Genomic DNA, 19,476 nt, shown 5'->3' with positions numbered 1-19,476 from the left:
TATTGTTGGGCACGTCAAAACGGACCACAGGTCCGTATCGTATGCGACGGAGAGATCCCATGCCCACGCACCGCTCACCGGAAGAGCTCTACCGCCACAGCCTGCGGCTGCTCCTGGCCAAGGACGTGCCCGCCTGGGTCGACCTGTGGGCCGAGGAGGGCCGGATGGAGTTCCCCTTCGCTCCGCCGGGATGGCCCGGGCGGCTGGAGGGCAGGGCGGCGATCGCCGACTACATGCGGGACTACCCCGACCACATCGACCTGCACGACTTCCCCGACCTGTCGATCCACCGGACCACCGACCCCGAGACCATCGTGGTCGAGATGCGTGCCGTGGGCCGCCTGGTACGGACGGGCGGGCCGTTCGAGATGACGTACATCGCCGTGGTGACCGTCCGGGACGGGCGCTTCACCGCCTACCGGGACTACTGGAACCCCCTGGCCCTCCAGGAGCCGGGCACGGACTTCACCGGGAGCGCCGCCCGATGACCGCACATCCGACCACCCTCGTCACGGGTGCCACGGGCACCACCGGCAGCCGTGTCACCGCCGGGCTCGTCACCCGCGGCCATCGCGTCCGGGCCGCGAGCCGCGGCGCGCGGCCGCTCCCCGGCGCCGAACCGGTCCGCTTCGACTGGTACGACCCGGCCTGCTTCGGCGCCGCTCTCACGGGAGCGGACCGGGTCTACCTCGTGCCGCCCGTGGGCGACCCCGACCCGGCCGCCACCATGCTGCCCTTCCTGCGCGAGGCCCGGGCCGCGGGGGTGCGCCGCGCGGTGCTCCTCAGCTCCTCGGCCATCCCCGAGGCGGGCCCGGGGGCGGGCGCGGTGCACCAGGCCCTGCCCGGCCTGTTCCCGCAGTGGGCGGTGCTGCGGCCCTCGTGGTTCATGCAGAACTTCACGGGCGCGCAGGCCGACGCCCGCGTCGTCCCGGGAGAACACGGTAAGCGGGTCCTGGTGAGCGCGACCGGGACCGGCCGGATCGGGTTCGTCGACGCCGACGACATCGCGGCCGTCGCCGTCCAGGCGCTGACCGGCGACCGGGCACCCCACACGGACCTGGTCCTGACCGGTCCGCAGGCGCTCGGCTACGACGACATCGCCGCCGTCCTCACCGAGGTCACCGGCCGGCCCGTGACCCATCGCGAGCTGACGTTCGAACAGATGCGGGACCACCTGGCGGCGTTCATGCCGTCGGAGTTCGCCGCGATCCTCGCCGGCATGGACCGCGCCATCGCCGAGGGGGCCGAGGCCCGCGTCACGGACACGGTCCGTCAGCTCACCGGCCGCCCGCCCCACGACTTCCGGACGGTCGCGCTCAGGGAGCTGTCGGGGGCGCGCTGAGGGCGGGCCCGGCCCGCGGGGTTCCTGCCCGATCCGATATCGGTTCGCACCGGCGCGAGGGGCGGCCTACGCTCGGGCCATGAAAAGGCCCCTCGTCGCCCTGCTCAGTGGCGCAGGCATCTCCACGGACTCCGGAATCCCCGACTACCGAGGCCCGAACGGACTGTGGCGGCGGGACCCCGAGGCCGAGAAGCTCGTCACCTACGAGTACTATATGGGCGATCCGGAGATCCGCCGCAGGTCCTGGCAGCTGCGGCGGAAGAACCGCACGCTCCATGCCCAGCCGAACGCCGCGCACCGAGCCGTCGCGGAGCTGGAGCGGTCCGGCGTCCCGGTCCGGGTCATCACCCAGAACGTGGACGGGCTGCACCAGCTCGCCGGGATGCCCGAGCGCAAGGTCCTGGAACTGCACGGCACCGCGCGGAGCGTCGTGTGCACGAGCTGTCGTGCGCGCGGCCCCATGCGGGACGCCATCGCCCGCGTCGAGGCCGGTGAGGACGATCCGCTGTGCCTGGAGTGCGGCGGCATCCTCAAGTCGGCGACCGTCATGTTCGGCGAGCGGCTCGACCCGGCGGTACTGGGTGAGGCCCTCGCCATCACCAAGGCGTGCGACCTGTTCATCGCGGTGGGCACCAGCCTCCAGGTCCAGCCCGCCGCCGGGCTCGCCGGAGTCGCGGCCGACCACGGGGCCCGGCTCGTCATCGTCAACGCCGAGCCGACGCCGTACGACGACCGCGCCGCCGAGGTCGTGCGCGAGCCGATCGGCACGGCCCTGCCGAGGCTGCTGCACGGGCTGAGCGGCGAGAGCGGCTCATGAGACCCGGGTACGGAGTCGGGAGCAGGCCCGGCGCGGGCGGGGCGCCGCTGACCGGGCGCGGCGTCAGAAGAGCCCCGCGCCGCTCTCGAAGTCCAGCAGGCGCTGCTTGCGGTCCAGGCCGCCGCCGTAGCCCGTCAGGCTGCCGTTCGCTCCGACCACCCGATGGCACGGCACGATGATCCCGACCGGGTTCTTGCCGTTGGCGAGTCCGACCGCGCGGGAGGCACTCGGTGCGCCGAGCGCCTGGGCCAGTTCGCCGTACGAGCGGGTCTCGCCGTACGGGATCAGGCGCAGCTGCTGCCACACGCTGCGCTGGAACGGGGTTCCGTTCAGCCGGAGACCGAGGGTGAACTCCTTCAGCTCGCCCTGGAAGTAGGCCCCCAGCTGGTCGATCGCCTCACCGAAGGGTGTGTCGTCGCGGGCGCCGAAACTGTCCTCGGGTGGGCGGTGGCGCTGCCCGGCCATGTACAGGCCGCACAGGACCCGGTCCTCGGCGACCAGGGTGAGCGGGCCGTAGGGGCTGTCGATGACGGTGTGCTGCTTCATGAGGTGTCCTTGCGGTGGGAGGTCCGGGTGGGAAGGAAGTTGATGGGGTGGCCGTCGGTCGCCCACAGGTACTGGACCGCGTAGGCCCGCCAGGGCCGCCAGGCCGCGGCGCGTGCGGTGAGCGCGGCCGGGGTGGACGGCAGGCCAAGCTCCCGGGCCGCCCGGCGGATGCCGAGGTCGGTCGGCAGGAAGGCGTCGGGGTCGCCGAGGGCGCGCATCGCGATCACCTCCACCGTCCAGGGGCCGAAGCCGGGCAGGGCCAGCAGCCGGGACCGGCTCTCCTCCCAGTCGCTCTCCACGCCCACGTGGAGGGATCCGTCCGCCAGTCGACCCACCAGGGTGGTGAAGGTGGCACGGCGTGTGCGCGGCATGGCGAGCGTGTCGGGGTCGAGGGCGGCGAGCGCCTGCGGCGACGGGAAGAGGTGGGTGAGTCCGCCCTCGGGGTCCTCGATCCGCTCGCCGTGCGCCGTGACGAGTCGGGCCGCATGGGTGCGGGCGGCGGCCGTGGAGACCTGCTGGCCCAGGACGGCCCGCACGGCGAACTCGGCCTCGTCCACGGTGCGGGGCACGCGTCTCCCCGGGGCCTTGTCGACCAGGGGCGCGAGCAGCGGGTCCGTGCGCAACTGGTCGTCCACGGCGACCGGGTCCGCGTCGAGGTCGAGCATCCGCCGGCAGCGGCTGATGGCGACGGGCAGGTCGCGCAGGTCGCCGAGGGTGAGGCGGCAGGCGATGTGGTCGGCGCACGGGGTCAGTGCCACGACCCCGTGCCCGTACGGCAGCCGGAGCGTGCGCCGGTATGCGCCGTCGCGCCACTCCTCCACGCCGGGCACGGCGGTCGCGGCGAGGTGGCCGAAGAGGTTGTCGGGGTTGAGCGGGGCGCGGAAGGGCAGCCTGAGGCTCAGGACCCCCGGGGCGGCCACTGTGCCCGGCGGACGTCGTCCACGCAGCTCACTCGGGGAGAACGCGAAGACCTCGCGGACGGTGTCGTTGAAGGCGCGGATCGAGGAGAAGCCGGAGGCGAAGGCGATCTCCGCCATCGGCAGTGCCGTCGTCTCGATGAGGAGCCGGGCGGTCTGGGCCCGCTGGGCCCGGGCGAGCGCGAGGGGTCCGGCGCCGAGTTCGGCCAGCAGCCGGCGCTCGATCTGCCGGGCGCTGTAGCCCAGGCGGGCGGCGAGGCCGGGCACGCCCTCGCGGTCCACCACGCCGTCGGCGATCAGCCGCATGGCACGGGCGACCAGGTCGGCGCGCTCGTTCCACGCGGGTGAGCCGGGGCTGGCGTCCGGGCGGCACCGTTTGCAGGCCCTGAACCCGGCCTGCTGGCAGGCGGCCGCGCTCGGGTAGAACGTCATGTTCTCCGGCTTCGGCGGCACGACCGGGCAGCTGGGCCGACAGTAGATCCGGGTGGTCAGGACGGCCGTGAAGAACCATCCGTCGAAGCGCGCGTCCTTCGACCGGACGGCGCGCACACATCGGTCCCGGTCGCCGTGCATTCCGTTGCGCATGCCTCCAGCATCGAGCACGGACCGGGTGCGGGCTGGCGGAAATCCGACATGGCGATACGGCGGCGTCGGTCGGCCGGCTGCCCTGCGCCCGGCTCGGCGGCACCCTCGACACCAGGTCGCCGGCCGAGATCGCCGGCCCAGGTCACCGGGGCCACCGGCCCGACGCGCCGGGTCGCTCGCCCGGGCGCCGCCGCCCGGGACGCCGCCCGCCGGTACGCCGGGCCGCTGCCCGGGTGCGAGGGCTCGCGGTCAGCGCAGGTGCGCGGCGAACGCCTCGTAGGCCCGCTCGTCGAAGAGGACGAACCTGACCTCCTCGGCCGCCGTCGGGGCGGCGCGCACGGTCTCCACGGCGATGCGGGCGGCGTCGTCGATCGGCCACCGGTAGACACCGGTGGAGATGGCGGGGAACGCGACGCTGCGGGCGCCGAGTTCGTCGGCGAGCCTCAGCGACTCGCGGTAGCAGGACGCCAGCAGGTCCGAACGGTCCTGCGAGGCCGCGAAGACGGGCCCCACCGTGTGGATCACCCAGCGGGCGTCCAGGTCGCCCGCCGTCGTGGCGACCGCCTTGCCCGTGGCCAGTCCCTTGCCGTAGTGCCCGGCACGCAGCCGGCGGCATTCCTCGAGGATCGCCGGGCCGCCGCGCCGGTGGATGGCTCCGTCCACGCCTCCCCCGCCGAGCAGCGAGGAGTTGGCCGCGTTGACGATCGCGTCGGCGCTCTGCCGGGTGATGTCGCCCTGGACCAGGGTGATCGTGGTCATGTCTGCCTCAGCCTCCTCCAGACCGCCTTCGCCGCGTTGTGCCCCGACATGCCGTGCACCCCGGGGCCCGGCGGGGTGGCGGCGGAGCAGATGAAGACGGCCGGGTGCGGGGTGCGGTACGGGAACAGGGAGAGCCTGGGGCGCAGCAGCAGCTGGAGTCCGGACGCGGCACCGGTGCCGATGTCGCCGCCGACGTAGTTGGCGTTGCGGGCCGCGAGTTCGGGCGGCCCCGCGATGGCGCGGGCGAGGACGCGGTCGCGGAAGCCCGGGGCGAAGCGCTCCAGTTGGCGCTCCATCGCGTCGGTGAGGTCGCCCCGCCAGTTGTTCGGCACATGGCCGTAGGCCCAGAAGACCTGTTTGCCCTCCGGAGCCCGGGAGGGGTCGGCGACACCGGGCTGCACGGTGATGAGGAAGGGCGCCTCGGGCGCGCGGTCCGTGCGGGAGGCGGCGCGCAGGGCGGTGCCGATCTCCGCGCTGTCGGCACCGATCTGCACCGTGCCCGCGACGCGCGGCTCCCGCGCCGTCCACGGCACCGGGCCGTCCAGCGCGTAGTCGATCTTGAAGACGCCGGCGCCGTACCGGTAGTCCTCGCAGTAGCTGCGCAGGCCCGCGATCCGGGCCAGGGCGGTGGGCGAGGTGTCGAAGACGTAGGCGCGGGCCGGGGGCAGGTCGTCCAGGCGCTTGATCTCGTAGTCGGTGTGGATGCTCCCGCCGAGGTCGCGCAGATACGCGGCGAGCGCGTCGGAGATGGCCTGGGAGCCGCCGCGGGCCACCGGCCAGCCGCGGGCGTGCGCGGCGAGCGCGAAGACCAGGCCGACGGCGCTGGTGGCGATGCCGCCGAGCGGTGCCATCACGTGGGCGACGAGGCCGGCGAACAGGGCCTTGGCCCGCTCGTCGCGGAAGCGGCGCAGCAGCCAGGTCGACGGGGGCAGGCCGGTGAGCCCGAACCGGGCCAGGGTGACCGGGTCCCGGGGCAGGGCGGTGAGCGGCAGCGACATGAAGTCGCGGGCCAGGGTGTCCCAGTGGTCGAGGAAGGGGGTGACCAGCCTGCGGTAGGTGCCCGCGTCGCGCGGGCCGAACGAGGCCGCCGTCTCGGCGACGGACCGGGACAGCACGGCGGCCGTGCCGTCCGGGAACGGGTGGGCCATGGGCAGCTCGGCGTGCAGCCACTCCAGGCCGTACCGCGCCAGGGGCAGGGCCCGGAAGGCGGGCGAGTTGATGCCGAGGGGGTGCGCGGCGGAGCAGGGGTCGTGCCGGAAGCCCGGCAGGGTCAGCTCCTCGGTGCGGGCGCCCCCGCCGACGGTGTCGCGCGCTTCGAAGACGGCCACGGAGAACCCTCGACGGGCCAGTTCCACGGCAGCCGTCAGTCCGTTGGGTCCGGCTCCCACCACGACCGCATCGTGTATCGACGGCACCTTCGGACTCCTTCGTCAGCCGACGCGCGCTCGACATCAGCATATGCCGGGGAGCCCGGCGCCCTCCGGCCGCGGGTGGTGGCCCCCGGTCGGGACGGCGACGGCGCATTGCGCGCGGGGGCACGGGAGTTCACCGCGCGCGGGCGGGTTCAGGCGTCGCCCGAGAGCAGTCCCAGCACCCGGCGGGCCGTGGCCTCGTCCCGGGCCGCGGTGAAGGGCAGCGCGTTGCCGCCGGTGATCCGGAAGGGCTCCCCGGCCAGGGTGAGGTGCGCGCCGCCCGCCTCCTCCACCAGCAGAAGGCCCGCCGCGTGGTCCCAGGCCGCCTCCCAGGAGAACGCGGTCGCGTCCAGGCGGCCCTCGGCTATGCGCAGGTACTCCAGGCCCGCCGAGCCGCAGAAGCGCGGGCGGACGCCGTCCGTCCGCAGGCCGAGGAGGGCGTGCTTCTGCTCGTCCGTCGTGTAGTACGGGTGGGAGGTGGCGACCTCCAGCTCCTGGCCCGGGGCGGGCGAGCCGGAGCGCAGCGGCGCGCCGTCGAGGAAGGCCCCCTGGCCCTTCACGGCCGTGGCCAGCTGGTCCAGGGCCGGGGCGTAGGTCCACGAGGCGAGGACGACGCCGTCGAGGGCGAGGGCGATCAGCGTGCAGAAGCCGGGGTCGCCGTGCACGAACTGCCGTGTCCCGTCGACCGGGTCCACGATCCACACGGGTGCCTCGCCGCGCAGGGCGTCATAGGTGGCCGGGTTGGCGTGCACGGCCTCCTCGCCCACCACGACGGAGTGGGGCAGCAGCTTGACGAGCGCCTCGGTGAGGTAGGTCTCGGCGTTGCGGTCGGCGTCGGTGACCAGGTCGTGCGGGCCGCTCTTCTCGTCGATCTCGTGCTCCGCGAGCCGCCGGAAGCGGGGCATGATCTCCAGCGCCGCCGCCTGGCGGACGGCCTCTTCCACGTCGGAGCCGCGGCGGGTCAGAAACTCGTCGATGGTTTCGATGTCTGTGTTCATGTGCCCATGAGAACACCCGCCACTGACAATCCCCGCCGGGTGGGTGTATCCGGGGTGGAATCCCCGTGAATTCGCGGGCGGGTCCGGGCTCCGGGCGCCGTCCGGGTCGCGTGTCAGCGGCCCACCGCGTAGCCCTGCATGCCCCGCGGGTTCGCCGCGGCGGACAGGAGGCCGGTCCCGGGGGTTCTGGCGACCGCGCACAGGCGGCCCTCCGACCACGGCTCGCCCACCGTGACGTGGTGGCCGCGCTGTCGTAGTTCCTCGATCACCGCCCCGTCCATGCGTGACTCGACGGTCACGCTCCCCGGGCGCGTGCCGCGGGGGTGGAACGAGCTCGGGAACGCGTCGTTGTGCCAGTTCGGCGCGTCGATGGCGCCCTGGAGGTCGAGGCCGCCGCGGACCGGGGGGCGCAGGGCCACGGCCAGGAAGAAGTGCAGCTGCCACTGGTCCTGCTGGTCGCCCCCGGGCGTCCCGAAGGCCAGCACGGGTTCGCCGTCGCGCAGCGCGAGGGACGGGGAGAGGGTGGTGCGGGGGCGGCGCCCCGGGGTGAGGGAGGCCGGCAGGCCCTCCTCCAGCCAGGTCATCTGCAGCCGGGTGCCGAGCGGGAATCCGAGCTCGGGCACGACGGGGTTGGACTGGAGCCAGCCGCCGCTGGGGGTGGCGGCGACCATGTTGCCCCAGCGGTCCACGACGTCGATGTGGCAGGTGTCGCCCCGCGTGGTCCCGTCGGCCGCCACCCCGGGGCCGCCGGGTGTCCGGGGCGGCGATGCGGTGGTCGGCTCCCCCGCGCCGGGCGGCGGAAGGCCGGGGCCGCCGGGGTCCGCCCGGCGCGCGGCGGCGCTCAGCCGTGGCGGGCGGCCCCCGGGGGAACCGGGGCGCAGCTCGTGGGACGCCCGCTCGCCCACGAGTGAGCGCCGCCCGGCGTTGTACGCGTCCGAGAGCAGCTCCTCCAGCGGCACCTCGGCGGCGTCGCCGTACCAGGCCTCCCGGTCGGCCATGGCGAGCTTGCAGCCCTCGATCAGCAGATGGACGTAGTCCGCGCCGCCGTGGCGGGGCAGTTCGGCCGGGAGCAGCGCGAGTTGCTGGAGCAGGGCGGGGCCCTGGCTCCAGGGGCCCGCCTTGCACAGGGTCCAGCCGTTCCAGTCGTAGGTCGCGGGAGCCTCGTAGCCGGCGGACCAGGAGGCGAGGTCGGCGGCCGTCAGGGTGCCGGTGTGGCGTTCGCCGCTGGTGTCCAGGGTGGGCCGCCGCGCCTGCCCGACGAGGGCCTCGGCGATGAACCCGGTCCGCCACACCTGGCGGGCCGCCTCGATCCGGGCCTCGCGGTCCCCTGCCCCGGACACCTCGGCGAGCAGCCGTCGCCAGGTGGCGGCGAGCGCGGGATTGCGCAGCAGGGTGCCGGGCTCGGGCGCCTTCCCGTCGGGCAGGTAGAGCGCCGCCGAGGACGTCCACTCGGTCTCGAACAGCGTGCGCACCCGCTCGACGGTCTCCCCGACGTGTTCCACGGGGGCGTGTCCGTGCTCCGCGTAGTGCACGGCGTACGTCAGCACGTCGGCGAGGGACTTCGTGCCGTGGTCGCGCAGCAGGAGCAGCCAGGCGTCGAACGCGCCGGGCACGGCCGCCGCGAGGGGCCCGGTGGCGGGTACGAGATCCAGGCCGAGACCCCGGTAGTGGGCGATGGTGGCTCCCGCGGGCGCCACTCCCTGCCCGCACAGCACCTGGACGTCGCCGCCCGCGGGGGCGAGGAGGATCGGGACCTCCCCGGCGGGCCCGTTCAGATGCGGCTCGACCACGTGCAGGACGAACGCGCCGGCCACGGCCGCGTCGAAGGCGTTGCCGCCGGTCTCCAGCACGGCCATCGCCGACTGGGAGGCCAGCCAGTGGGTGGAGGACACCATGCCGAAGGTGCCCTGGAGGGTGGGGCGGGTGGTGAACATGGGGCACCTTCCTTCCCGTCAGGGCCGGGGCCCGACGGGCATCCTGCCGCGCGGGCCGGGATCGCGCCACCGTGCCGTCCGTGCGCGCGGTCGCCTCGATCCCCGGCGTGCGGGGCCGGGGTCAGGCCTGGGCCCCCTCGACCACGGGGACCGCGTCCACCGGTGTGCCGACGAGGTCCGTGCGGACGTCGTCGAGGGCGAGCCCGCGCGGCTCGCGCACCAGGCCGACTCACCGCCGCGTACGCCGCGCATCCCCCGCGTCCACTGCCCCAGGTCCCCGAGACTCTCGCCGCGCTGCGGGCCGCGGGCGTCAAGGTCGCGCTCAACACCGGATTCGACCGTGACGTGGTGGACTCGCTGCTGTCCGCGCTGGGTTGGGAGGGGGACGCGGTCGCGGACGCGGTCGTCTGCGGCAGCGACGTGCCGGCCGGACGCCCGGCCCCCTTCATGATCTTCACCGCCATGCAGCGGCTGGGGGTGCGCGACGTGCGGCGGGTGCTGGTCGCGGGCGACACCCCGCGCGACCTCGAAGCCGGTACCAACTCCGGTGCCGCCTACGTCGTCGGTGTGCTGTCGGGGGCCGCGGACGCGGTGGAGCTCGGCGGGCACCGGCACACTCATCTCCTGCCGTCCGTGGCCGCGCTCCCCGCGCTGTTCGGGCTGCGCGGCACGGAGCCCCTGACCGCCCCGGCATCGAGCACGGAGTCGAGCGCGGCATGACGCATCCGACCCACCACCGCCCCGAGACCGCCACCGGCCGGGTCGAACGCACCCTCGCGGCCCTGTGGCGGGGCGGCGGCGACATCACCCTGGAGTCGGTGCCCGTCGCCCCGCTCGGACCGGGAGAGGTCCTCGTCCGCGTCCGCCTGGCCACCATCTGCGGCAGCGACCGGCACACGGTCGGCGGACGGCGCGTGCAGCCCTGCCCCTCCGTCCTGGGCCACGAGACCGTCGGCGAGATCGTCGCGTTCGGGGCGGGCGGGGCGCGCGCCGTCGACGGCCAAGAACTGCGGCTCGGGCAGCGTGTCATCTGGTCGGTGACCCTGCCGTGCGGGGCGACCGCTGTCTGGCCGGCATCACGGCCAAGTGCCGTACCGTGCGCAAGGCGGGTCACGAGGCGTGGGCCTCCGACTGGCCGCTGTCGGGCGGCTACGCCCGCCATGTGCTGCTTCCCCGAGGCATGCCGATCGCCGTCGTCGGCGACCGGCTGGCGGACGCCCTCGCCGCGCCGGCCGCCTGTGCCACGGCGACGGTCATGGCCGTGGTCGAGCGCGCGCCGCGCCTTGACGGCAAGCGGGTCGTGGTCGTCGGGGCGGGCATGCTCGGACTCACCGCCGTCGCGGCCGCCGCCTTCGCCGGGGCGTCCTCGGTGACGGCGGTCGATCCCGCAGCCGAACGGCGCGAGCTGGCACGGCGGTTCGGTGCCACCGACGTCCAGCCCGCGATGCCGGGAACGGGCCCCACGACGTACTGCTGGAGTTCTCCGGCTCCTCGGACGCGCTGGAGGCGGGCCTGCGCACCCTCGACGTCCAGGGCGTGGCGGTCCTGGCCGGGGCCGTGCTGCCCGACGCTCCCGTGCCCCTCGGGCCGGAGTCCGTGGTGCGCCGCCATCTGTCCCTGGTCGGGGTGCACAACTACGAACCCCGGCATCTGACGGCGGCGCTCGCCTTCCTGGAGGAGACCCGCGACCGGTTCCCCTGGCAGGATCTCGTCGCCGAGCCCGTGCCTCTGGAGGAGATCGGCGCCCTGCTGACCTCCTCCCCCGGCACGAAGCCCCGGTACGCGGTCACCGCGCACTGAGCGGCGGACGGCGCCGCACCCGCCGTGCCGTTCGGGTGCGGCGCCGTCCGCGGCCCGGTTCCTCAGCGGCTCGCGGGCCGGACCGGGCCGCGGGCCGTGGCGGGCCCGTGGTCCGCGGAGCCGTCGAAGGTGGCCCGGTACCCGTGGGCGGCCAGCTCCAGCGCGAGGAAGACGTCGTGCAGCGGTCCTCGGGTGATCACCGCGTCGCAGTCGGCGGTGCCGTTCGCGTCCGTGGTGGCGGTGCACAGGGGTACGCGGCCGGACCGGTCGGTGAAGACGACGGGCTGCCCGGCCAGGGGTGTGCCGTCACTGGTGAGGGTTGCGGACAGGCCGGTGACGTCGAGTCGGGTGCCCAGGCGGCTCAGGCGGAACACGGCTCGCTGCGCCGTCAGCTCGGAGTCCGCGTTCCGGACGGTCTGGGTGAGAGCGTCGCTGGTCGACGGCAGGTTGGTGGCGTCGCCGCCGTAGGTGGCGGTGATGCCGTGCGATCCGGGTGCCAGGCTCCTGGTGGCGCAGGTGGCCACCCCCTCGCTGTCCAGGGGCCGGTCGTCGCACAGGGGGGTGCCGCCGTTGTTGAAGGTGACCGTGCCCGTCGGGTCCGATCCCGTCACCTTCGCCGAGAAGACGACCTCCTCGCCGGCGCGCGAGGGGTTCGGGTCCGAGGCGAGGCCGGTGGTCGTGGCCGTCTGCGGGGCCTCGTACGGGACGGGCCGGGAGGGGCCGGAGTCGTCGTCCCGCGCGTACGCGGGCGCGGCGGCCAGGGCGGCGGCCGCGCAGGTCATGGTCAGCAGCGTCGCCGCCGCGGCCGTGCCGCGACGCGGGCGGCCGGCGTGCGCGGCGTCCGGGCCACCGGGGGAGAACTGTCGAGCCATCGGATTCCTTTCACGAAAGCGGCTCCAGGGCTGCCGACCGCCCGCGGGAGGCCGCCGTACGGTCGCGCGGCGACCCGGCGGACCGGGGAGCGGGCGCCCGGTGGAGACGACCACCACAGCACCCGGAGCACCCGACGGCGCGCCGCCCCGCGCGCCCACGGGTCGCTGTCACCACGACAGCGACCCGAACTCACCCGCCCGGCCCAGTTCCCGGCCGTCGCGGGGGCCGGTCGTAGGATGCGGGCGGCCAGGAGCACCACAGGGCGGCGACAGGAGAAGCGACGGTATGACCTGTCGTGTCATCTTCATCTCACCCGCGTCCAGTTCGTCGCTGCGGCGGGCGCGGTTCGACGACGGCGACCCGCTCGACGAGGCGGGAGCGGCGCAGGCCGCGGCGGCGGCCGGACAACTGCGCGCCCCCGGCCGGGCTTTCGTCTCCCCGAGCGTGCGCAGCGGCCAGACGGCGGCGGCGCTCGGCCTGGACGCCGTGGCGGAGCGAGCGCTGGCGGGCCTCGACGTGGGCCGCTGGCGGGGCCGCACGCTGGACGAGGTGGCCGCCGCCGAACCCTCGGAACTGGCGCGGTGGATGGCCGACCCGGACGCGGCGCCGCACGGCGGCGAGTCGGTGCGGGACCTGTGCGGGCGGGTCGCCGGGTGGCTGGCGGAGGACGGGGAGAGCGACGGCAGGACGGTCGCGGTGGTGGAGCCGGAGGTCGTCCGGGCGGTCGTGGTGCAGGTGCTGGGCGCGCCCGAAAGCGCGTTCTGGCACGTCGACGTGCCGCCGCTGGCGGCGACGGAGATCAGCGGGCGGTCCGGCCGCTGGAACCTGCGGGTGGGGCGGGTGCTCGGTCCGTCCGACTGAGCCCCGCGCCCCGGTTCCGGCGCCGCGGGCCCTCGGATCTTCTTGCCGATGCTCGAGGCTCCCGGGACCAGCGACTTGACCGTGTCCTCGGTGACCCCGCCGCACGGCGCGGGAGCCGTCGCGTACGTCTTGACCGCGGGCGCCGCGGGCGGCTGGCTCGGACCGCCCGGGGCGCCGGTCTCCCCGGCGCGGTCAGACGCCCTCGGCCGTGTTCCCGGGCCCCGCGAGCCCGAGTTCACGCGCGCCGAGCGGCGCGAAGCAGCGCTGGACGTCGGCGTCGGTGACCTCGGCGAGGGTGCTCGGGGTCCAGCGGGGCCTGCGGTCCTTGTCGATGATCTGGGCGCGGACGCCCTCCACCAGGTCGGGCAGGGTCAGGGCCGCGCAGGAGACCCGGTACTCCTGGTCCAGGACCTCGTCCAGGGTGCCGAGCCGCCGGGCGCGGCGCAGGGCGGCCAGGGTGATCTTGAGGGCGGTGGGCGACCTGGTGAGCAGGGTCTGGGCGGTCTCCTTCGCGGCCGCCTGCCCTCGGGCGAGGAGCCGGTCCACGATCTCCTCGACGGTCCCGGCGCCGTAGCAGGCGTCGATCCAGGGCCGGGCGGCGGCCAGTTCGCCGGGCGGGGCGGGTCGCACATGGCGGGACAGGGCGTCCGGCAGCGGCAGGTCGGCGAGGTCGTCGAGGAGCGCCGGAAGCGCGGCGGAGGGCACGTGGTGGTCGGCGAGTCCGCACAACTGGGCGTCGGCCGCGCCGATCTGCCCCCCGGTCAGCCCCAGGTGGGTGCCGAGCTCGCCCGGCGCGCGGGAGAGCAGATAGGTGCCGCCGACGTCGGGGACGAACCCGATGCCCGTCTCGGGCATGGCGATCCGCGACCGTTCGGTGACGATCCGCACATGGCCGTGCGCGGAGATGCCGACTCCGCCGCCCATGACGATCCCGTCCATCAGTGCGACGTACGGCTTGGGGTAGCGGGCGATACGGGCGTTGAGGTGGTACTCGTCGCGCCAGAAGGCGGCCGAGGTGGTGCCGTCCCCGTCCCGGGCGTCGTCGTGGACCGCGCGTATGTCGCCGCCCGCGCACAGGCCCCGCTCCCCCGCACCCGTGACGACGACGGCCTCCACGGCGGGGTCCCGCTCCCAGGCGGTGAGCCCCTCGTCCACGAGGAGCACCATCTCGCGCGTCAGCGCGTTGAGCGCGGCCGGGCGGTTGAGGGTGATGCGGGCGACACGCCCGGTGGTGTGCAGCAGGACGGGAGCTTCACTGCCGGTCATCCGAAAGCCTCCGGGGGTGATTTCTTCTATTTTGCCGCTTGTATTCGCTTAAGGGCAGGGCAGGCGGGTAGGTGGCGGTCATGAGCCAGATTAGGTGGGAGAGCACGATGGGCGTGCCCGGGGTGCGACCGGTCGGAGTGCCCCCTGGCGAGACCCCGGCGGCCGAGGGGAGCATCGCCGAGACGGTTCCGCAGGGGGACTACCGGACGGCACGCGGCTGGTCCACGGCGCCGATGATCGTCATCACCGTCATGGTGGTCATGGTGGCCGGGTTCTTCCTCGCGTACGCCATCACCCTCATGCAGTGAGGCCGGCCGGGCGACCGGGGCCCCTGCGTCACCGGGCGGGTACGGAGCGAGTTCACCCTTCCGCCCGTCGATCAGTCATGTGAGACTGGCTTCCCGTCCGCAGTGTGGACCCGAACTCCGCACCGACCCCCACGAAATGTGCGCCCGTGCAGTCTCTTCCCCTGCCGCTCGCCCTGACCGCGCGCCTGCTGCCGGTCGTCGTGCTCGCCTCGGCGGGCTGGGCGCTGTCCACCGGACCGCTCGCCGCGGCCCCGGCCACCGGGCACAAGGCGGCGCAGGGGGGGCGGAGCACCGGCGGCACCGAGGACACCGGGAGCGGCGCCTCACCGTCCACGGCGCCCGCGGTCAAGACGTACGCGACGGCTCCCGCGCCGTGCGGCGGGGTCACCGAGGACACGGTCAAGTCGCTGGTCCCGGGCGCCCCGAGCACCGGCAAGGAGATCCGGTCGACGGACGAGTCCGTCCGGCGCACCTGCTCGTGGAACGCGCTCAAGGGCTTCGACTACCGCTGGCTCGACGTCACCTTCGAGATCACGGGTTCCGACGCGCTGGCTCAGAAGTCGTACACGCAGCGCACCACGGACAAGAGCGGGGGCGGCGCGGTCCCGGGCCTCGGCGACGCGGCCTACTCGGTCGTCGACCTCGCCACCGAGGACAAGCAGCAGACCCGGGAGGGCGTGGTGATCGTCCGCCTCTCCAACGCCCTGGTGTCCATCACCTACAACGGCAGCAACTTCGAGACGAAGAAGGCCCCCGGCACGGACGAGATCAACAAGGGTGCCATCAAGGCCGCCAAGGACGCGGCGGCGGCTCTGAAGGCCGCCGGCAGCGTCAAGAGCTGACCGGCCGACCGGTCCTGCGACCGGCCGGCCGTGCGTCAGGCCGCCCCCGTCCGGGTGTCCGGCGTGCTCACCGCGCGTCCGCCGGGTCCCCGGTCCGGTTCCTGCCGCGCGCCGCCATCAGGGCCAGGTACAGCACCATGGAGGTGCCGAGTCCCACCGCCCAGCCGTAGTCGGCCAGGGGCGACAGGGCCGGGACGGGCCGCCCGTCGAACAGCGGGTGGAAGTCCGCGCCGCCGACCGCGAGGAACCCGCCGACCACGAAGGCCAGTACCGCCCGCCAGTTCCAGCCTCGCGCGTACCAGTACCGGCCGCCGGCGCGGTAGAGGTCGGTGAGGTCCAGGTGGGCGCGGCGCAGGACCCAGTAGTCGGCGATGAGGATGCCCGCCACCGTGCCGAGCAGTCCGCCGACCAGTCCCAGCCAGGTGAAGATGTAGCCCTGCGGGTCGGAGTACAGCTTCCACGGGCAGATCACCACGGCCAGCACCGAGGTGATCAGCGCGCCGGTGCGGAAACTGACCTTGCGCGGCGCGACGTTGGAGAAGTCGAAGGCCGGGGAGACCAGGTTGGCGGCGATGTTCACCGACAGGGTCGCCACCAGCACGGTCACCAGCGCGTAGAGCAGCCCGACCACGTTGTCGGTCTTCGCGGCCAACTGCACCGGGTCCCAGACGGGCTTGCCGTACACCGCCTGCGAACCCGAGGTGACCAGCACCGAGAGGAACGCGAACAACGTCATGGTGGTGGGAAGACCCAGGGCTTGCCCCCAGGTCTGCGCCTTCTGGCTCTTCCCGTACCGGGTGAAGTCCGGGATGTTCAGGGACAGCGTGGACCAGAATCCGATCATGCCCATGAGAGAGGGCCAGAACAGCTTCCAGAAGCCGCCGCCCCAGCCGAGCTTCGAGGGCTGGTCGAAGAGCGGGCCGAAGCCGCCGGCCTTGTCGCTCATCCACCACAGCATCACGAGCGCGCCGACGATCACGAAGGGCGCGGCCCAGTTCTCGAACCGGCGGATGGTCTCCATGCCGCGGTAGATGATGGCGACCTGGATCGCCCAGAAGACGGCGAAGGACAGCCACATGGTCCAGGCGTAGCCGCCCACCCGGTCGGCGTTCGCCCAGCTGTCCCCGATGAGCTTGCCGGCGAGGAAGTAGATCGCCTCGCCGCCGATCCAGGTCTGGATGCCGAACCAGCCGCAGGCCACCAACGCCCGTACGACGGCCGGCAGGTTGGCTCCGCGCACGCCGAAGGAGGCGCGGGCGAAGACCGGGAAGGGGATGCCGTACCTGGGTCCCGCGTGCCCGGTGAGCAGCATCGGGACAAGGACGATCAGGTTGGCCAGGGCGATGGTGAACACCGCCTGTTTCCAGTCCATGCCCACGGCGATCAGACCGGAGGCGAGGGTCCAGGACGCGGTGTTGTGGGCCATGCCGACCCACAGCGCGGTGAAGTTGTAGGTGGTCCAGGTACGCCTCTCGACCGGGACCGGCAGCAGGTCCTGGTTGGCGTACGGGCCGCCGGGCGGCGGCGTGCCGGGCGCGAACTCCACGCGCCCGTCGGGACGGGTCACTTGTGCGGCCATCGGTATGGCCCCGGAGGCGGTGTCGGTCATGGGCGGGCCCATCGTGAGACGGAACGGGGAGGCCGTGCGGGTGGCGGTGCCGATGGGGGGTGCGCGTGAGCGCCCTGGCCCCTTCCCGCCGCGAGCGGGAAGGGGACGACCGGGGGAAGGACGGGTCAGCCGGCCAGGGCCGGGATGACCTTGCTGCCGTAGGCGTCGATCACGGCTTCCTGGGCGTCGTGCATGTCGTAGAGGGCGAACTGGTCGACGCCGAGGTCACGCAGTGCGGTCAGCTTCTCGATGTGCCTGTCCACGGGGCCGATGACGCAGAACCTGTCCACGATCTCGTCGGGCACGAACTGGGCGTCGGGGTTGCCGCTGCGTCCGTGGTGCGCGTAGTCGTAGCCTTCGCGGGCCTTGATGTAGTCGGTCAGCTCCTCGGGGACGGCCGAGGAGTGCTCGCCGTACTTGGCGACGAGGTCGGCGACGTGGTTGCCGACCATGCCGCCGAACCAGCGGCACTGGTCCCGCGCGTGGGCCAGGGCCTCGGGCGAGTCGTCCTCGGTGACGTAGGCGGGCGCGGCGACGCAGATCGTGACGTCGGAGGGGTCGCGGCCGGCGGCCACGGCCGCGTCCTTGACGGCTTTGACCATGTACTCGGTGAGGTAGAGGTCGGAGAGCTGGAGGATGAATCCGTCCGCCTCCTCCCCGGTCATCTTCAGTGCCTTGGGCCCGTACGCGGCCATCCACACGGGCAGTTCGGCGCCGGGCCTGACCCAGGGGAACCTGATCACGGCGCCACCGAGGTCGGCCTCCTCGCCGCGCCCCAAGGCCCGGATCACCTTCATGGCGTCGCTGATGCGGGCCAGGGTGTTGGGCTTGCGGCCCGCCACCCGCATCGCCGAGTCGCCGCGGCCGATGCCGCACACCGTGCGGTTGCCGAACATGTCGTTGAGCGTGGCGAACGTGGAGGCGGTCACCTCCCAGGTGCGGGTGCCCGGGTTGGTCACCATCGGGCCCACGGTCAGCCTCTGGGTGTTGGCCAGGATCTGACTGTAGATCACGAACGGTTCCTGCCACAGGACGGCGGAGTCGAAGGTCCAGCCGTGGCTGAACCCGTTGCGCTCGGCCCGCTTCATCAGGCTGATGACCCGTGAGGCCGGCGGATCGGTCTGCAGGACGAGTCCGAATTGCATGTGCGCCACTCCTAGTCGAGGTACTGGCAGGTGGAACGGGGGGTGTAGACGCCGTGTCCCGCGCGTCCGGTGAACTCCCGCTCGGTGATCACCGGTTCGCCGCGCGACAGGACCGTCTCGACCCGGCCGGTCGTGCGCCTGCCCTCGTAGGCCGAGTAGTCGACGTTCATGTGGTGGGTCCGCGCCGACATGACCTGCTCGGCGTGCGGGTCGTAGATGACGATGTCGGCGTCCGCGCCCGGGGCGATGGTGCCCTTCTTCGGGTAGAGGCCGAACATCCGTGCCGGGGAGGCGCAGGCGATCTCGATCCAGCGGCGCCGCGAGATGTGCCCGTCGACCACGGCCTGGTGCAGCAGGTCCATGCGGTTCTCGACACCGGGAAGCCCGTTGGGGATCTTGGAGAAGTCGCCCCGGCCCAGCTCCTTCTGGCCCGCGAAGCAGAAGGGGCAGTGGTCGGTGGAGACCACCTGGAGGTCGTTGGTGCGCAGGCCCCTCCACAGGGCCGCCTGGTGCTCCTGGGGCCGCAGCGGGGTGCTGCAGACGTACTTGGCGCCCTCGAAGCCGGGCTCGGCGAGGTTGTCGGTGGACAGGAAGAGGTACTGCGGGCAGGTCTCGCCGAAGACGGGCAGCCCCTCGTCCCGCGCCCTGGCCAGCTCGGCGACCGCCTCCTGCGCCGAGACGTGCACGACGTACAGCGGGGCCCCGGCGACCTGGGCGAGCTTGATCGCCCGGTGGGTGGCCTCGGCCTCCAGCAGGGCCTTGCGGACCTCGCCGTGGTAGCGCGGGTCGGTCTCGCCGCGGGCCAGGGCCTGCTCCACCAGCACGTCGATCGCGATGCCGTTCTCGGCGTGCATCATGATCAGGCCGCCGTTCTCGGCGGAGCGCTGCATGGCCCGCAGGATCTGGCCGTCGTCGCTGTAGAAGACGCCCGGGTACGCCATGAACTGCTTGAAGGAGGTGACGCCCTCCTCCACCAGCAGGTCCATCTCCTTGAGCGTCTCCTGGTTCACGTCGGAGACGATCATGTGGAAGCCGTAGTCGACGGCGCAGTTGCCCTCCGCCTTGGCGTGCCAGGCGTCCAGGCCCTCGCGCAGCGTGTGGCCCACGCTCTGCACCGCGAAGTCCACGATCGTGGTGGTGCCGCCCCAGGCGGCGGCGCGGGTGCCGGTCTCGAAGGTGTCGGAGGCGAAGGTGCCGCCGAAGGGGAGTTCCATGTGGGTGTGGGCGTCCACGCCGCCCGGGATCACGTACCTGCCGGTGGCGTCGATGACGCGGTCGGCCGTGAAGGCCTCGGCGGCGGGGGTGCCGGTGGCCGCGAGGGCGGCGATCCGGGCGTCCTCGACGAGGACGTCTGCGTGGAGTTCGTCGGAGGCGGTGACCACTAGGCCGCCGCGGATCACTGTGCGGGTCATGTTGCCTCGGTTTCTCGCGGTTCCGACATGCGCGCCTCCCCGCGCCCCGC

General features: G+C 73.7%; 19 protein-coding genes and 2 pseudogenes. 9 read left to right on the top strand and 12 right to left on the bottom strand.

All coding sequences use genetic code 11. The annotated features are described in order from the left end of the window. The first annotated feature begins 59 nt into the window (after positions 1-59). The 3 genes from AB0C59_RS11675 (at position 60) to AB0C59_RS11665 (ending at position 2,159) form a co-directional block, all read left to right on the top strand. Positions 60-488 (top strand): nuclear transport factor 2 family protein, encoded by a 429-nt coding sequence (locus AB0C59_RS11675; protein ID WP_363003161.1) that lies wholly within the window; start codon positions 60-62, stop codon positions 486-488. Beyond that, positions 485-1,342, top strand: coding sequence for an NAD(P)H-binding protein (locus tag AB0C59_RS11670; RefSeq protein WP_363003159.1), 858 nt, complete (start codon positions 485-487; stop codon positions 1,340-1,342). The genes AB0C59_RS11675 and AB0C59_RS11670 overlap by 4 nt, the downstream gene beginning before the upstream one ends. 79 nt (positions 1,343-1,421) lie before the next feature. Next, positions 1,422-2,159, top strand: coding sequence for a Sir2 family NAD-dependent protein deacetylase (locus tag AB0C59_RS11665; RefSeq protein WP_363003157.1), 738 nt, complete (start codon positions 1,422-1,424; stop codon positions 2,157-2,159). Between the two features lie 63 nt (positions 2,160-2,222). Here the strand turns inward: AB0C59_RS11665 and AB0C59_RS11660 are convergent, their stop codons facing one another. From AB0C59_RS11660 to AB0C59_RS11635, 6 genes are all read right to left on the bottom strand, one after another. Beyond that, positions 2,223-2,705: a methylated-DNA--[protein]-cysteine S-methyltransferase gene (locus AB0C59_RS11660; RefSeq protein WP_363003155.1), complete on the bottom strand. Its 483-nt coding sequence runs from the start codon at positions 2,703-2,705 to the stop codon at positions 2,223-2,225. Beyond that, on the bottom strand, positions 2,702-4,195 hold the full coding sequence (locus tag AB0C59_RS11655; RefSeq protein ID WP_363003323.1) for an AlkA N-terminal domain-containing protein: 1,494 nt from the start codon (positions 4,193-4,195) through the stop codon (positions 2,702-2,704). Before AB0C59_RS11655 ends, AB0C59_RS11660 begins: the two co-directional genes overlap by 4 nt. Before the next feature lie 261 nt (positions 4,196-4,456). After that, complete coding sequence (locus tag AB0C59_RS11650) at positions 4,457-4,966, bottom strand: O-acetyl-ADP-ribose deacetylase (RefSeq protein ID WP_363003153.1); 510 nt, start codon at positions 4,964-4,966, stop codon at positions 4,457-4,459. Beyond that, positions 4,963-6,372, bottom strand: a complete 1,410-nt coding sequence (locus AB0C59_RS11645; RefSeq protein ID WP_363003322.1) for an NAD(P)/FAD-dependent oxidoreductase — start codon at positions 6,370-6,372, stop codon at positions 4,963-4,965. The genes AB0C59_RS11650 and AB0C59_RS11645 overlap by 4 nt, the downstream gene beginning before the upstream one ends. A 158-nt stretch (positions 6,373-6,530) precedes the next feature. Next, the gene (locus AB0C59_RS11640) at positions 6,531-7,376 is read right to left on the bottom strand and encodes an inositol monophosphatase family protein (RefSeq protein ID WP_363003151.1); all 846 of its coding nucleotides are present in this window, start codon (positions 7,374-7,376) and stop codon (positions 6,531-6,533) included. Positions 7,377-7,489: 113 nt separating this feature from the next. Next, positions 7,490-9,310 (bottom strand): gamma-glutamyltransferase, encoded by a 1,821-nt coding sequence (locus AB0C59_RS11635; RefSeq protein WP_363003149.1) that lies wholly within the window; start codon positions 9,308-9,310, stop codon positions 7,490-7,492. Between the two features lie 255 nt (positions 9,311-9,565). Between AB0C59_RS11635 and AB0C59_RS11630 the strand changes: the two are divergent. Then, positions 9,566-10,030: pseudogene (locus AB0C59_RS11630) on the top strand (HAD family hydrolase); the annotation flags it as partial. Beyond that, positions 10,027-10,383, top strand: a pseudogene (locus tag AB0C59_RS11625) (alcohol dehydrogenase catalytic domain-containing protein); the annotation flags it as partial. The pseudogenes AB0C59_RS11630 and AB0C59_RS11625, both read left to right, overlap by 4 nt. A gap of 76 nt (positions 10,384-10,459) precedes the next feature. Here AB0C59_RS11625 and AB0C59_RS11620 read toward each other — a convergent pair. Continuing rightward, positions 10,460-10,921, bottom strand: a complete 462-nt coding sequence (locus tag AB0C59_RS11620) for a hypothetical protein (protein WP_363003332.1) — start codon at positions 10,919-10,921, stop codon at positions 10,460-10,462. Here AB0C59_RS11620 and AB0C59_RS11615 point away from each other — a divergent pair. Next, positions 10,847-11,110: a hypothetical protein gene (locus AB0C59_RS11615; RefSeq protein WP_363003147.1), complete on the top strand. Its 264-nt coding sequence runs from the start codon at positions 10,847-10,849 to the stop codon at positions 11,108-11,110. The genes AB0C59_RS11620 and AB0C59_RS11615 overlap by 75 nt on opposite strands. A gap of 62 nt (positions 11,111-11,172) precedes the next feature. Here AB0C59_RS11615 and AB0C59_RS11610 read toward each other — a convergent pair whose 3' ends face one another. Then, positions 11,173-11,982: an Ig-like domain-containing protein gene (locus AB0C59_RS11610; RefSeq protein ID WP_363003145.1), complete on the bottom strand. Its 810-nt coding sequence runs from the start codon at positions 11,980-11,982 to the stop codon at positions 11,173-11,175. Positions 11,983-12,268: 286 nt separating this feature from the next. Here AB0C59_RS11610 and AB0C59_RS11605 point away from each other — a divergent pair, with 286 nt between their 5' ends. Beyond that, the gene (locus AB0C59_RS11605; protein WP_363003143.1) at positions 12,269-12,844 is read left to right on the top strand and encodes a histidine phosphatase family protein; all 576 of its coding nucleotides are present in this window, start codon (positions 12,269-12,271) and stop codon (positions 12,842-12,844) included. 192 nt (positions 12,845-13,036) lie between these two features. Here the strand turns inward: AB0C59_RS11605 and AB0C59_RS11600 are convergent, their stop codons facing one another. Further along, a complete protein-coding gene (locus tag AB0C59_RS11600) occupies positions 13,037-14,110 on the bottom strand; it encodes an enoyl-CoA hydratase/isomerase family protein (RefSeq protein ID WP_363003141.1) in 1,074 nt (357 codons plus the stop codon). An 80-nt stretch (positions 14,111-14,190) separates the two neighbouring features. Between AB0C59_RS11600 and AB0C59_RS11595 the strand changes: the two genes are divergently transcribed. Beyond that, positions 14,191-14,418, top strand: a complete 228-nt coding sequence (locus AB0C59_RS11595) for a DUF6480 family protein (protein ID WP_363003139.1) — start codon at positions 14,191-14,193, stop codon at positions 14,416-14,418. Positions 14,419-14,564: 146 nt separating this feature from the next. Beyond that, positions 14,565-15,260, top strand: a complete 696-nt coding sequence (locus tag AB0C59_RS11590; protein WP_363003137.1) for a hypothetical protein — start codon at positions 14,565-14,567, stop codon at positions 15,258-15,260. 67 nt (positions 15,261-15,327) lie between these two features. Here the strand turns inward: AB0C59_RS11590 and AB0C59_RS11585 are convergent, their stop codons facing one another. The 3 genes from AB0C59_RS11585 to hydA all read right to left on the bottom strand — a co-directional run bounded on the left by AB0C59_RS11585 (position 15,328) and on the right by hydA (position 19,426). Then, on the bottom strand, positions 15,328-16,869 hold the full coding sequence (locus tag AB0C59_RS11585; RefSeq protein WP_363003135.1) for an NCS1 family nucleobase:cation symporter-1: 1,542 nt from the start codon (positions 16,867-16,869) through the stop codon (positions 15,328-15,330). A gap of 125 nt (positions 16,870-16,994) precedes the next feature. Next, on the bottom strand, positions 16,995-18,014 hold the full coding sequence (locus AB0C59_RS11580) for a TIGR03842 family LLM class F420-dependent oxidoreductase (RefSeq protein WP_363003133.1): 1,020 nt from the start codon (positions 18,012-18,014) through the stop codon (positions 16,995-16,997). Between the two features lie 11 nt (positions 18,015-18,025). Then, on the bottom strand, positions 18,026-19,426 hold the full coding sequence (gene hydA / locus AB0C59_RS11575; protein WP_363003131.1) for a dihydropyrimidinase: 1,401 nt from the start codon (positions 19,424-19,426) through the stop codon (positions 18,026-18,028). Positions 19,427-19,476: the final 50 nt, after the last annotated feature.

It is taken from the genome of Streptomyces sp. NPDC048664, assembly GCF_040650555.1.
Lineage (GTDB): Bacteria > Actinomycetota > Actinomycetes > Streptomycetales > Streptomycetaceae > Streptomyces.
Note: the sequence above shows the minus strand (reverse complement) of the source record. Positions and strands in the feature narration are given on the sequence as shown.

Bases quoted from the DNA above. Each gene is read 5' to 3' on its own strand.
- AB0C59_RS11640 (WP_363003151.1), bottom strand. From the start codon at position 7,376: ATGAACACAGACATCGAAACCATCGACGAGTTTCTGACCCGCCGCGGC.
- AB0C59_RS11595 (WP_363003139.1), top strand. From the start codon at position 14,191: ATGAGCCAGATTAGGTGGGAGAGCACGATGGGCGTGCCCGGGGTGCGA.
- AB0C59_RS11600 (WP_363003141.1), bottom strand. From the start codon at position 14,110: ATGACCGGCAGTGAAGCTCCCGTCCTGCTGCACACCACCGGGCGTGTC.
- AB0C59_RS11675 (WP_363003161.1), top strand. From the start codon at position 60: ATGCCCACGCACCGCTCACCGGAAGAGCTCTACCGCCACAGCCTGCGG.
- AB0C59_RS11605 (WP_363003143.1), top strand. From the start codon at position 12,269: ATGACCTGTCGTGTCATCTTCATCTCACCCGCGTCCAGTTCGTCGCTG.
- AB0C59_RS11670 (WP_363003159.1), top strand. From the start codon at position 485: ATGACCGCACATCCGACCACCCTCGTCACGGGTGCCACGGGCACCACC.
- AB0C59_RS11655 (WP_363003323.1), bottom strand. From the start codon at position 4,195: ATGCACGGCGACCGGGACCGATGTGTGCGCGCCGTCCGGTCGAAGGAC.
- AB0C59_RS11665 (WP_363003157.1), top strand. From the start codon at position 1,422: ATGAAAAGGCCCCTCGTCGCCCTGCTCAGTGGCGCAGGCATCTCCACG.
- AB0C59_RS11620 (WP_363003332.1), bottom strand. From the start codon at position 10,921: ATGGCGGCGCACCACGGACTCCGGCCCGAGGGGCACGGGAGCGTCGGG.
- AB0C59_RS11585 (WP_363003135.1), bottom strand. From the start codon at position 16,869: ATGACCGACACCGCCTCCGGGGCCATACCGATGGCCGCACAAGTGACC.
- AB0C59_RS11610 (WP_363003145.1), bottom strand. From the start codon at position 11,982: ATGGCTCGACAGTTCTCCCCCGGTGGCCCGGACGCCGCGCACGCCGGC.
- AB0C59_RS11635 (WP_363003149.1), bottom strand. From the start codon at position 9,310: ATGTTCACCACCCGCCCCACCCTCCAGGGCACCTTCGGCATGGTGTCC.
- AB0C59_RS11660 (WP_363003155.1), bottom strand. From the start codon at position 2,705: ATGAAGCAGCACACCGTCATCGACAGCCCCTACGGCCCGCTCACCCTG.
- hydA (WP_363003131.1), bottom strand. From the start codon at position 19,426: ATGACCCGCACAGTGATCCGCGGCGGCCTAGTGGTCACCGCCTCCGAC.
- AB0C59_RS11650 (WP_363003153.1), bottom strand. From the start codon at position 4,966: ATGACCACGATCACCCTGGTCCAGGGCGACATCACCCGGCAGAGCGCC.
- AB0C59_RS11580 (WP_363003133.1), bottom strand. From the start codon at position 18,014: ATGCAATTCGGACTCGTCCTGCAGACCGATCCGCCGGCCTCACGGGTC.